This is a genomic window from Saccharopolyspora erythraea, assembly GCF_018141105.1.
Lineage (GTDB): Bacteria > Actinomycetota > Actinomycetes > Mycobacteriales > Pseudonocardiaceae > Saccharopolyspora_D > Saccharopolyspora_D erythraea_A.
In genome coordinates this window covers 1,371,552-1,384,110 of the sequence record NZ_CP054839.1, presented here as the reverse complement: position 1 = coordinate 1,384,110, position 12,559 = coordinate 1,371,552, and the positions used below count along the sequence as shown (strand labels likewise).

7 protein-coding genes, 1 rRNA gene and 1 riboswitch are annotated in these 12,559 nt (G+C 69.7%); of the genes, 3 read left to right on the top strand and 5 right to left on the bottom strand.

What is annotated here, in order from left to right:
- Window positions 1–18: 18 nt before the first annotated feature.
- The 3 genes from HUO13_RS06395 to HUO13_RS06385 all read right to left on the bottom strand — a co-directional run bounded on the left by HUO13_RS06395 (window position 19) and on the right by HUO13_RS06385 (window position 5,585).
- Window positions 19–1,641 (bottom strand): ATP-binding cassette domain-containing protein, encoded by a 1,623-nt coding sequence (locus tag HUO13_RS06395; RefSeq protein ID WP_211900535.1) that lies wholly within the window; start codon window positions 1,639–1,641, stop codon window positions 19–21.
- A 36-nt stretch (window positions 1,642–1,677) separates the two neighbouring features.
- Window positions 1,678–3,033: a serine/threonine-protein kinase gene (locus tag HUO13_RS06390; RefSeq protein WP_211900534.1), complete on the bottom strand. Its 1,356-nt coding sequence runs from the start codon at window positions 3,031–3,033 to the stop codon at window positions 1,678–1,680.
- A 128-nt stretch (window positions 3,034–3,161) separates the two neighbouring features.
- Window positions 3,162–5,585 (bottom strand): glycoside hydrolase family 3 protein, encoded by a 2,424-nt coding sequence (locus tag HUO13_RS06385; RefSeq protein ID WP_211900533.1) that lies wholly within the window; start codon window positions 5,583–5,585, stop codon window positions 3,162–3,164.
- A gap of 130 nt (window positions 5,586–5,715) precedes the next feature.
- A riboswitch (cobalamin riboswitch) is annotated at window positions 5,716–5,919 on the top strand.
- Between the two features lie 126 nt (window positions 5,920–6,045).
- On the opposite strand from HUO13_RS06385, the gene HUO13_RS06380 reads away from it, so the two are divergent.
- From HUO13_RS06380 to HUO13_RS06370, 3 genes are all read left to right on the top strand, one after another.
- Window positions 6,046–8,469: a ribonucleoside-diphosphate reductase subunit alpha gene (locus tag HUO13_RS06380; protein ID WP_211900532.1), complete on the top strand. Its 2,424-nt coding sequence runs from the start codon at window positions 6,046–6,048 to the stop codon at window positions 8,467–8,469.
- A gap of 73 nt (window positions 8,470–8,542) precedes the next feature.
- Window positions 8,543–9,622, top strand: coding sequence for a ribonucleotide-diphosphate reductase subunit beta (locus HUO13_RS06375; protein ID WP_211900531.1), 1,080 nt, complete (start codon window positions 8,543–8,545; stop codon window positions 9,620–9,622).
- 278 nt (window positions 9,623–9,900) lie between these two features.
- Entirely contained in the window at window positions 9,901–10,233 is a 333-nt protein-coding gene (locus HUO13_RS06370) for a zinc-ribbon domain-containing protein (RefSeq protein WP_249124490.1), read from the top strand.
- A gap of 187 nt (window positions 10,234–10,420) precedes the next feature.
- On the opposite strand, the gene ilvD is transcribed toward HUO13_RS06370, so the two are convergent.
- Window positions 10,421–12,127, bottom strand: a complete 1,707-nt coding sequence (ilvD, locus tag HUO13_RS06365; protein ID WP_211900529.1) for a dihydroxy-acid dehydratase — start codon at window positions 12,125–12,127, stop codon at window positions 10,421–10,423.
- A 229-nt stretch (window positions 12,128–12,356) separates the two neighbouring features.
- Window positions 12,357–12,473 (bottom strand): 5S ribosomal RNA (rrf, locus tag HUO13_RS06360).
- Between the last annotated feature and the right edge of the window lie 86 nt (window positions 12,474–12,559).

Sequence of the window (12,559 nt, the reverse complement as noted above, 5' to 3'; positions counted from 1 at the left end):
GCCGGGTTCGATCACCGGTCAGCGGGTCCGCTGGACCCGTCGCTCGTCCCACACCGGCTCGTCCACTTCGGACACCGAGCCGTCCTCGCGGAACACCAGGTAGCGGTCGAAGGAACGGGCGAACCACCGGTCGTGGGTGACCGCCACGACGGTGCCGGTGAACTCCGCCAGCGCGTCCTGCAACGCCTCCGCCGAGGCCAGATCCAGGTTGTCGGTCGGCTCGTCGAGCAGCAGCAGGGTCGCCCCGGACAGCTCCAGCAGCAGCACCTGGAAACGCGCCTGCTGCCCGCCGGAGAGCGTCTCGAACGGCTGGTCCGCCGACGCCGCGAGCCCGTAGCGGCTCAGCGCGGGCATCGCCTCGTCGCGGCCCCGGCCCTGTCGCCCGCCGTCACCGCGGCCGAGGATCTCGGCAGGCGTGCGCCCCAGCCACTCCGGGTGGTGGTGGGTCTGGGCGAACAGCCCCGGCACGATCCGCGCGCCGAGCCGGCACGTCCCGGTATGGGCGACTGCGTCCTGATCGGCGAGCAGCCGCAGGAAGTGGCTCTTGCCGGAACCGTTGGAACCCAGCGCGCAGAGCCGGTCGCCGAAGAAGACCTCCAGGTCGAACGGACGCATGAGCCCGGTCAGCTCCAGCGACTCGCAGGTGACCGCCCGCAGCCCGGTCCGTCCGCCGCGCAGCCTGGGCCGCACTCGCTGCTCCTTCGGCGGCAGCGGCGGCGCGCCGTCGGCCTCGAACCTGCGCAGCCGGGTCTGGGCCGCCCGGTAGCGCAAGGCCATCTCGTCGCTGATCGTCGCCGCGCGCTGCAACGACCGCACCAGCTCCTTGAGCTGCTCGTGCTTGTCGTCCCACCGCCTGCGCAGCTCGGCCATCCGCTCGAGGCGCGCGGCGCGGGCCTGGTGCCACGTGCCGAAACCGCCGCCGTGCACCCAAGCCGTCCGGCCTTCCAGCGTGACGACATGGGTGGCCGCGGTGGCCAGCAGCTCGCGGTCGTGGCTGACCACCAGCACCGCCTTGCCCGACTCCGCGAGGCGCTGTTCGAGCCAGCGCTTGCCCGGCACGTCGAGGTAGTTGTCCGGCTCGTCGAGGATCAGCACCTGTTCAGCGCAGCGCAGCAGGGATTCCAGCACCAGCCGCTTCTGCTCGCCGCCGGACAGCGTCGTGACGCCGCGGTGTTTCGCGCGGTCGTAGGGCACCCCCATGGCCAGCGTCGTCACGGTGTCCCACAGAACCTCGGCCTCGTAGCCGCCTGCCTCGCCCCACGCCGCGAGCGCGTCGGCGTAGCGCAGCTGCGTCGCCTCGTCGTCGGTGTCCATCAGTTCCAGCTCGACGGCGTCCAGCTCCGACGCCGCGGCGCGCAGCGCCGGGGAGGCCACGGCCAGCAGCAGGTCGCGGACGGTGCGGTCGTCCCGGATCGAGCCGATGAACTGCGGCATCACCCCCAGCCCGCCCTGGACGTTGACCGCCCCGGTGAGCGGCTTCAGCTCACCGGCCAGGATCCGCATCAGCGTCGTCTTGCCCGCGCCGTTGTCCCCGACGACCGCGACGACGTCACCGGCGCCGACGCGGAAGGAGACACCGCCGAACAGCTCGCGTCCGTCACCGAGCCGGTAGGACAGTGCGGACGCCTCGAGGAACCCCATTCGTCCAATTGTGTCGGCCCCGGCAACCGGATTTCGCTACCCGCAGCTGACCACGTGCTCCGGCGGGCTGGTGTGGTCGAGCCGCCGCACGAAGGCATCCCCGCCTAAACCGGTTCGGCGCGCGCATGCGGTTTCCTCGTCGTCGAACGGTCCGTAGTAGACCGAGTAGATCTCGGCGCCGTCCACGTGGGTGCGCAGCGACTCGCAGCCGGTCGAGGGCGAGTGCTGGTAGCTCGAGCCGGGGAACTGGTCCAGGTACCGCTGCACCTGCTCGCCGTAGATGGCGGGGTTGACCGACGACCCGACCATCACCAAATAGCCGCCGTCGCACGGCGGCAGGCTGATCGGCACGCTCAGCCCGAGGTCCCCGGGCGCCCGCGGCGGCTGGGACTCCGGCTTCGGCGGCGGGGACGGCGGGGTCGAGGTGTCCCCGCCCTGCGCGTTCCCGCCAGGTGGCAGCGACATGAACAGCGCGGCCCCGCCCGCCACGAGCGCGACCGCCGCGACCCCCGCGGCCACCGGCCACCAGCGGCGTCCGCCCGGACCGCTCGGCGCCTTGCGCGTCGGCGCGGGCACCGCGCCCGTCAGCGCCTGCCTGGCCGCGCGGGCGAACTCGCCTGCGGTGGCGAAGCGCCTGCGCGGGTCCTTCGACATCCCGGCCTCCACGACCCGGTCGAAGGCGGGCGGCAGCGCCGGGTTGTGCGCGCTCGGGCGCGGCGGCACGCGGTTGAGGTGGGAGTTGATCAGCGACTCCGCCGTGTGCCCTGCGTACGGCTTGGCCCCGGTGAGGCACTGGTAGAACACGCACGCCAGCGAGTAGACGTCGGCGCGGTGGTCGACCGGCCCGTCGCCGAAGCGCTCCGGCGCCATGTAGTCCAGCGTCCCGACCGCGATCCCGGTCGTGGTCAGGTTGGTCCGGTTGCCCGCCCAGTGCGCGATGCCGAAGTCGACGAGGTAGGCGAAGCCGCCGCGGCCGATGATGATGTTGGACGGCTTGACGTCGCGGTGCACCAGCCCTTCCTCGTGCGCGGCGTCGAGCGCCTGCGCGATCTGGTGCACCACCTCGACCGCGTCGGCGGGTGGCATCGGACCGTGCGCGGCGAGGAGCCTGCTGACGTCCTGACCCTCGATGAGCCGCATGTCGAGGTAGAGACGGCCGTCGATCTCGCCGAAGGAGTGGATCGGGATGACGTGCGGCTCGCGCAGCCGCGCAGCCGCGAGCGCCTCGCGTTTGAAGCGCTCCCGGTACTCGGGGTCCGCCGCGACCCCGGAACCGAGGACCTTCAGCGCCACGATGCGGTCGTGGCGGGTGTCATAGGCGCGCAGGACCTCGCCCATCCCACCGCGGGCGATCAGCCCTTCCACCCGGTACGGACCGAAATGCGAGACCACGGTGTGCGACTCCCCTCCCGAACCGACAGCGCGCACTCAACCGCTGGTCATCATATTGGGTGAAGCCGACACCCTTCGCCCACTTCCGCAAGCCGCTGTGGCCGGTTGAATCCGGGGAGCCCGGCGACCTAGGCGTTCACGACGATCGTGAGCCTGATATCTCCGGATGAACGGCCGGTCAGCAACCGGTGTTCGCCGCTGTCGTCTGGAATCCGGACGGCAACGTCCACTTCGGCCTCCTGGCCGGCTTCGACGTCCACCACGCGGAACCCGGCCAGCCACGGCGGACGGCCGCGCGAGGCGGCGTACACCTGCACCACCTCGCGTCCGGCCCGCTCACCGCAGTTGCGGACCGTCACCCGCACCCCGCCCGGTACCACGATGGCGTCGACGTATTCCCAGCTCGTGTAGCCGAGTCCGTGTCCGAAGTGGAACGCCGGGCGGCTGTCACGCGCCAGGTACGCGCGGTAGCCGATCAGCGTTCCCTCGCTGTAGTGCAGCTTGCCGTCCATGGGCTGCACGCGCGGCAGCGGCACCGGCACGTCGGCCGTTGCGGCGGGCAGGGTGGTCGGCAGCCTGCCGCCCGGCTCGGCGACGCCGAGGAGGACGTCGGCGAGCGCGTGCCCGTACTCCTGGCTGCCGAACCAGGTCCACAGCACCGCGGGCACCTCGCGGACCCACGGCATCAGCACCGGAGAGCCCGCGTTGACCACGACGACCGTGCGGGGGTTGGCCGCCGCGACCGCCTCGACGAGTGCGTCCTGCGCGCCGGGCAGATCGAGGCTGTGCCGGTCACGCCCTTCGGTCTCGATCTCGGCATCGGTCCCGACCACGACAATCGCGACGTCCGCCTCGCGCGCGGCCCGCACCGCCGCGTCGAACTCCGCCGTGGCGTCGGGCGCGAGCCCGCCGTGCCCGATCCCGAGCGCGATGACGGTGTCACCCTCCGGAGCGAAATCCACTGCCACCGCAACGGTTCCGTCCTCGCTCAGGTCGGACTCGACCAGGACGACGTCGACGCGCTGCTCCGGGGGTTCGATCATCTCCGCGAGCGGGTCGTCGGTGTCGATCTCGCGTGCCACTTCACCGTCGAAGACGACGCGCCCGGCGATCTCGACCTCGAACTTTCCGCTGCCGTGCACACCGAAGACGTGCTCCCCGGGTTCGACTCGCAAGTCCCCGCGCAACCTCAAAACCGCCGTACCGCTCGGCATTTCGGATTTCCCCAGCCACAGCAACGTTTCCGTGCCACGCAGCTCGGAACCCAGCACTGCGCCGTCGGCTCCGACGAACTCCAGTCGCAGGCCGTTTCCCTCACCATCGGGGTCGCGCACGCGGTCATGCGGGACCGGGTCGAGGAGCCTGCGATGCCGGACTCCTCTGCGGAAAACCACCTCCGCGTCGGGCAACGCCGCGCGGACGCCGTCGAGCGGGGTGACCACGTGCGGCGGGCTGACGTGCGAAGAGCCACCGCCCTGAACCGCGGGCAGCACGGCGTTCTCCCCGATCACAGCGACCTTCCCGATCGGCGTGGGCAGCGGGAGCACGGGCTGGTCGTCGACGTTGGCGTTGCGCAGCAACACGAATCCCCGCGTCGCCAGCCGGCGGATCACCGGACGCGCGTCGTCGGGAGGACCCGATGCGTCCACTTCGGATTCGCCGTCCAATGCACCGGTCCGGGCCGCCAACCGCAGCAGCCGCAACACCTTGTCGTCCAGCAACTCCTCCGCGACCCGCCCCTCGCGAACCGCAGTCGCGAGTGCCCCGCCGCTCCACGGCCCGCCTGGCCCCGGCATGACGAGATCGAGCCCGCCGAGCGCGCACCGTTCGCAGTCGCGGGCGGCGAACCAATCCGAGACGTTGACGCCGTCCCACCCCCACTCGCCCTTGAGAATCCCGTTCACCAGCTCGGAGTTCTCGGTCATCGAGTACCCGTTGACCGAGTTGTAGGCGGTCATGACGGCCCACGGCCGCGCCTGCTCGACGATGCGCCGGAACGGCTCCAGGTAGACCTGCCGCAGCACCCGCGGCTCGACGACCGCGTCGTAGGTCATCCGCCCGGTCTCGCTGTCGTTGGCTACGAAGTGCTTGGGCGTCGCGGCGACACCGCGCGACTGAATGCCCGCGACCACCTGCGCACCGATCTCGCCCACCAGCAGGGGGTCCTCGGAGAAGTTCTCGAAATGCCTGCCACCGAAGGGACTCCGGTGCAGGTTCACCGTCGGCGCGAGGACCACGTGCACGCCCCTGCGCCGGGCCTCGTCGCCGAACAGCTCCCCGACCTGCCGCGCCGCGTCGACGTCCCAGGTGGCCGCCACCGCCGACGCCACCGGCAGCAGCAGCGAGGTGTCCCGCTCGTCCCACTTCGTCCCGCGCACGCCGTTCGGGCCGTCGGAGAGCACCATCCGGCGCAGCCCGATCTCGGGCATCGCGTGCAGGGTCCAGAACCCCGACCCGGTGAGCAGCCGAGCCTTCTGCTCGACGGTGAGCCCGGCGAGCAGGGAACGCAGCCTCGGCTCGTCCGGCTCCGGTCGATCAACGGCACCGCTCATGGCGAGGTCCTTTCCGTTGGGCCGCCGGCTGCGTGCGACCCAGGAGTGACCGCGACGCGACCCGCTGTCCATTCCACATCAAAGACACGCCGATATCTAGCCCGCCGCAAAGTGGACGAACCCAAGATGTAGTGTGTCCCGCGCCGATGGATCACCACGGAAGGTGAGGCAACAGGGAACCCGGTGCGAATCCGGGACTGCCCCGCAGCGGTGAACGGGAACGACCGTCGTGACCGGCTCCGGCCGGTACGGCACTGGGCGCGCACGCGCCCGGGAAGCCACGACCAGTAGGCCGCCCGTGAGTCCGAAGACCTGCCATCGGTGCGCGCACGAGGTGTGCGCGCTGTCCGGGGCCTCGAGGGCGGGTCGCGTGGACGACCGGCGACGCGTGCCGTCGCCGCGATCCCGCACGCCTCCGTGTTCCCGGGCCGGCCCTACGAGCACGTGAGGAGAAAGCGTCGTGACCGAAACGCTCACCGCACCCGCACCGAGCAGCGCACCCGACTGGGATCGGGTTTCGGCTGTGGTCCGGCAGGCGTGTGAGGGTCTGGGGGGAGTGTCGGCCGACGCCGTGCTCGACGAGGTCCGCCGCAACAGCTTCGACGGCATCAGCGCCGACGAGCTCGCGATCGCCCAGATCATGGCCGCCCGCACCATGGTGGAGGCCGAACCCAATTACTCCCAGGTCACCGCCCGGCTGCTGCTGGACCGGCTGCGCCGCGAGGCCCTGACCTACCTGGCCGGGTGGCCCGACGACGCCGACCAGGAGCAGATGCGCGAGCGCTACGCGCCCTACTTCCGCGACTACGTCGCGCGCGGCGTCGAGCTGGGCCAGCTCGACCCCGAGCTGGCGTCCTTCGACCTGGACCGGCTGGGGGCCGCGCTGCTGCCTGAGCGCGACATGTCCTTCGGCTTCCTCGGCCTGCAGACCCTCTACGACCGGTACTTCCTGCACCACGACGGGACCCGCTACGAGCTGCCGCAGGCGTTCTTCATGCGGGTGGCGATGGGTCTGGCGCTGCGGGAGGACGACCGCGAGGCGCGGGCGGTGGAGTTCTACCGGCTGCTGTCGTCGTTCGACTTCATGTGCTCGACTCCGACGCTGTTCAACTCCGGCACCACCCGGCCGCAGCTGTCGTCGTGCTTCCTGACCACCGTGGACGACGACCTGCACGGCATCTTCCACTCCATCAGCAACAACGCGATGCTGTCGAAGTACGCGGGCGGGCTGGGCAACGACTGGACCCCGGTGCGCGGCATCGGCGCGCACATCAGGGGCACCAACGGCCAGTCCCAGGGCGTCGTGCCGTTCCTCAAGATCGCCAATGACACCGCGGTGGCGGTGAACCAGGGCGGCAAGCGCAAGGGCGCGGTCTGCGCATACCTGGAGACCTGGCACATCGATGTCGAGGAGTTCCTCGACCTGCGCAAGAACACCGGCGACGACCGGCGTCGCACGCACGACATGAACACCGCGAACTGGGTGCCGGACGAGTTCATGCGCCGCGTCGAGGCCGATGAGACGTGGACGCTGTTCTCCCCGGACGAGACGCCTGACCTGCACGATCTCTACGGCACGGCGTTCGCCGAGCGCTACCGCGACTACGAGCAGGCCGCCGAGCGGGGCGAGATCAAGGTCTATCGGCAGGTCCGTGCGGTGGAGTTGTGGCGGCGGATGCTGACGATGCTGTTCGAGACCGGGCACCCGTGGATCACGTTCAAGGACCCGTGCAACCTGCGCTCGCCGCAGCAGCACGCGGGTGTTGTCCACTCGTCGAACCTGTGCACCGAGATCACGTTGAACACCAGCCGTGACGAGGTCGCGGTGTGCAACCTCGGGTCGATCAACCTCGCGCGTCACGTCACCGCCGACGGCATCGACCACGAGCGGCTCGAGCGCACGACCCGGACCGCGGTGCGGATGCTGGACAACGTGATCGACATCAACTTCTACACGATCCCCGAGGCGCGGCACTCGAACCTGCGGCACCGGCCGATCGGTCTGGGGTTGATGGGCTTTTCGGATGCGTTGTTCGTGCAGCGGATTCCGGTGTCGTCGCAGGCGGCGGTGGAGTTCGCCGACCGCAGCATGGAGGAGATCTCCTACCACGCGATCTCGGCCTCGGCCGAGTTGGCGGCCGAGCGCGGCAGGTACGAGTCGTTCGAGGGTTCGCTGTGGAGCCAGGGCGTGCTGCCGATCGACTCGCTGGCGCTGCTGGAGCAGGCCCGCGACGGCCAGGTCGAGCTGGATCGGACGACGACCCGGGACTGGAGCGCGTTGCGGGAGCGGGTGCGTGCGGTGGGCATGCGCAACTCCAACGTGATGGCGATCGCGCCGACCGCGACCATCGCCAACATCTGCGGCGTGGGGCAGTCCATCGAGCCGATCTACCGCAACCTGTACGTGAAGTCGAACATGTCCGGCGACTTCACCGTGGTCAACCCGCACCTGGTCGCCGACCTCAAGGCGGCGGGGCTGTGGGACGAGGACATGATCGCCGACCTGAAGTTCCACGACGGCTCGCTCGGCCCGATCAGCCGCATCCCCGGCGAGCTGAAGGAGCTCTACGCCACGGCGTTCGAGGTCGAGCCGCGCTGGCTGGTGGAGGCCGCCGCGCGCAGGCAGAAGTGGATCGACCAGGCGCAGTCGCTGAACCTGTATGTCGCCGCGCCCAGCGGCCGCAAGCTCGACGAGCTGTACCGGCTGGCGTGGCGCCAGGGGCTCAAGACCACCTACTACCTGCGGTCGACCAGCGCGACGCACGTGGAGAAGAGCACCCTGCGCGGCACCGACGGCAAGCTCAACGCCGTGCCCACCACCCCGGTCGCCCCGGCGGCGCAGGCCTGCTCGGTTGAGGACCCCGACTGCGAAGCCTGCCAGTGACCGATCCCGGTCGTGCCGGAACACGCGTCCGGCACGACCGGTCACCCGAACCGTTGAAAGGGGGAGTTTCCTGATGACTGCCGATTCCGTGACCGGGCCGAGTGCCACCGGGCTGGGTGAGATCGACCGCGACGCCGGCCGCGTGGACGTCGCCGAGAAGGCGATGATCAACTCGCGTGCCGACGTCAACCAGCTGCTGCCGCTGAAGTACGGCTGGGCGTGGGACAAGTACCTCGCGGGCTGCAACAACCACTGGATGCCCACCGAGGTGTCGATGCAGGCCGACATCGCGCTGTGGAAGTCCCGCGACGGCCTCACCGACGACGAGCGCATGATGCTCAAGCGCAACCTCGGCTTCTTCGCCACCGCCGAGTCGCTGGTGGCCAACAACATCGTGCTCGCGGTGTACCGGCACATCACCAACCCCGAGTGCCGCCAGTACCTGCTGCGCCAGGCGTTCGAGGAGGCCGTGCACACCCACACCTTCCAGTACATCTGCGAAAGCCTCGGCCTGGACGAGGGCGAGCTGTTCAACATGTACCGGGAGATCCCGTCGATCTCCGACAAGGACGCCTGGGCCCTGCGCTACACCCAGAACCTGGAAAACCCCGACTTCGAGACCGGCACCCCCGAAGCCGACCAGGCGTTCCTGCGCGACCTGGTCGCCTTCTACGTGATCTTCGAAGGCATGTGGTTCTACACCGGGTTCGCCCAGATCCTGTCGCTGGGCAGGCGCAACAAGATGGTCGGCATCGCCGAGCAGTACCAGTACATCCTGCGCGACGAGTCGATCCACCTGAACTTCGGCATCGACTGCATCAACCAGATCAAGATCGAGAACCCGCACCTGTGGACCGCGGAGTTCCAGCAGGAGATCCGCACGATGCTCACCGAGGCATGCGAGCTCGAGGTGGCCTACGGCCGCGACACGATGCCGCGCGGCATCCTCGGCCTCAACGCCGACCTGTGCGAGGAGTACATGCGGTTCATCACCAACCGCCGCTGCGCCCAGCTCGGCCTGGACCCGGTGTTCCCCGACATCGCCAACCCCTTCCCGTGGATGTCGGAGGCCATGGACCTGAAGAAGGAGAAGAACTTCTTCGAGACCAGGGTCATCGAGTACCAGTCCGGCGGCGCCCTCGACTGGGACTGACACCCCCACCCAGACTCCGCGGCCGGGCGCCACGGCTCCCACCAGCGCCCGGCCGCGGAACCCCGGCCCGCCTCGGATCGCGCCGCCGCAGTCGGCCTCGGGCAACATCGCCGCGGCCGGCCTTCGGGGCGAACCGCGTTTCCGAGGTGGGCCCGGGGCCACATTTTCCGATCCGTGCCGCTCGCGGATTCTCTCGCGTACGGTTTTGCGCAGGTCTTGTCCTTGCTCCACCAGGGGGAACCGTGATCATCTTCGGCACGCGGCGGACCGTGCATCGAGTGGCGAACCTGCTCCTGCACTGCCGCAACTGCAACCAGGTGTGCGCGACCACGCTGAACAAGGGCGTCACCAAGTTCACCCTGTTCTTCATCCCGCTCTTCCCCGTCCACATCAAGCACGCGCTGACCTGCACGTGGTGCGGTGCCACCACGCAGGTGCCGTGGGCCGAGGCCGACGAGCTGGTCAAGCAAGCCCAGCCGCAGCAGGCAGGCCCGGCTTCCCACGCCCCCGGCTACCCGCAGGCCGGTGGACACGCGTCCGCGCCCGGGTTCCCTTCGGCTCCAGGAGCCCCGCAGCAGCCCCCGATGGCCCCGCCGCCGCACCAGCAGTAGGCCGCGACCGGCCTACTGTCTCCGCGCCGCCCTCGCCTGCGTCGACGTAGGCGACGCGCGAGCGCACCGCACTGACAGATCGGCGGCCGAACCCTTCCGAGTTCGACCGCCGATCCGCGGTCGTCTGGACGGACGCGGCAGCGTCCCTCAGTAGCAGACCGCGCCTCTCAGTAGCAGACCGCGCCTCTCAGTAGCAGACCGCGCCCTCCGCCGCCGAGCGGACCAGCCGTGCGTACTTCCCGAGCACGCCCTGCCGGAACTTCGGCTCCCGTGGCACCCAGCCTTCCTTCCGACGCGCGATCTCGGCTTCGTCCACCAGCAGGTCGAGCGTCCGGCCCGCGAGGTCCAGCCGGATGGGGTCCCCGTCGCGCACGAACGCGATCGGCCCGCCGTCGGTCGCCTCCGGAGCGACGTGCCCGATGCACAGCCCAGTGGTACCGCCGGAGAAGCGGCCATCCGTCAGCAGCAGGACGTCCTTGCCCAGGCCCGCGCCCTTGATGGCGCCGGTGACCGCGAGCATCTCCCGCATGCCCGGACCACCGCGCGGCCCTTCGTACCGGATCACCACCACGTCACCGGGCTTCAACGAGCCGTCTTCGACGGCGTCCATCGCACCCTGCTCACCGTCGAAGACCCGCGCCGTACCCTCGAAGGTCGCCGAGTCGAAGCCGGCGCTCTTGACCACGGCACCTTCCGGCGCGAGCGATCCGCGCAGGATCGTCAGTCCGCCGGTCGGGTGCAGCGGGCTCGACAGCTTGTGCAGGACCTCGCCATCGAGTTCCGGCGGATCCAGCTCGGCGAGGTTCTCGGCCACGGTCTTCCCGGTGACCGTCATGCAGTCGCCGTGCAGCAACCCGGCGTCGAGCAGGGCCTTCATCACGACCGGCACGCCACCGATCCGGTCCACCGCGGTCATCACGTGCCGACCGAAGGGCTTCACGTCGGCCAGGTGCGGGACTCGGTCACCGATGCGGTTGAAGTCGTCGAGGGTCAGGGCGACCTCGGCTTCCCGCGCGATCGCCAAGAGGTGCAGCACGGCATTGGTGGAGCCTCCGAACGCCATGACAACGGCGATGGCGTTCTCGAACGCCTCCTTGGTCAGGATCTGCCTCGCGGTCAGTCCGCGCTCGATCATCCCGACCACCGCGCGTCCCGCTTCTCTGGCTCCCGCGTCGCGCCGCCGGTCGACTGAAGGCGGGCTCGCCGAGCCTGGAAGCGACATGCCCATCGCTTCAGCGGCGCAGGCCATGGTGTTCGCGGTGTACATGCCACCGCAGGCGCCTTCTCCCGGGCAGATGGCGCGTTCGATGCGGTCTACCTCGGCCTCGCTGATCAGGCCGCGGGCGCAGGCTCCCACCGCCTCGAAGGCGTCGATGATGGTGACCTCGCGGTCGTCGACCCGGCCGGGGAGGATCGACCCGGCGTAGACGAAGACCGCCGCGACGTCCAGGCGCGCAGCAGCCATCAGCATGCCCGGCAGGCTCTTGTCGCAGCCGGCGAGCAGCACGGAGCCGTCGAGCCGCTCCGCCTCCATCACCGTCTCGACGGAGTCGGCGATGACCTCGCGGGAGACGAGTGAGTAGTGCATGCCGACGTGACCCATCGAGATCCCGTCCGAGACCGAGATCGTCCCGAACTCCATCGGGAAGCCGCCGGCCGCGTGCACACCTTCCTTGCTCGCCTGCGCGAGCCGCTGCAACGACAGGTTGCAGGGCGTGATCTCGTTCCACGAGGACGCCACCCCGATCTGGGGCTTCGCGAAGTCGGCGTCCTGCATCCCGACCGCCCGGAGCATCCCCCGCGCCGCAGCACGTTCGAGCCCCTCGGTTACGTCAGTGCTGCGGGGCTTCAGACCACGCCCCGACGGTTCTGTGCCATCAGTCCTGGTGCTCACGCCCGCCACTGTAAACCCGGACGACTCGTCGGCTCTCGCCCACAACCACCCCAGCACCCCACAAGCCCAACAAGAAGGGGCGGCCCCGACCCGGGGCAGCCCCACACACCACAACACACAGGATCCGCCCCGTCAGACAGCTCCCCCGCCACCACACACCCCAACAAGCCCCAAAAACACGAAAATGGTGGGGTCACCCGAATACTCGGGTGACCCCACCTATGTTGATTGTCGGCGGTGTCCTACTCTCCCACACCCTGTCGAGTGCAGTACCATCGGCGCTGGCAGGCTTAGCTTCCGGGTTCGGAAAGGGACCGGGCGTTTCCCCACCGCTATCGCCACCGACAAACCCCACCCCACCACACACCCACGTGCAGGCAGGAAACCTCAAGGGTCCATCACAGACCATTCAATTATGTGTCTGATTGTTGT

Coding starts and splice junctions, on each gene's coding strand:
- HUO13_RS06375 (WP_211900531.1), top strand. CDS start 8,543: ATGACTGCCGATTCCGTGACCGGGCCGAGTGCCACCGGGCTGGGTGAG.
- HUO13_RS06385 (WP_211900533.1), bottom strand. CDS start 5,585: ATGAGCGGTGCCGTTGATCGACCGGAGCCGGACGAGCCGAGGCTGCGT.
- HUO13_RS06395 (WP_211900535.1), bottom strand. CDS start 1,641: ATGGGGTTCCTCGAGGCGTCCGCACTGTCCTACCGGCTCGGTGACGGA.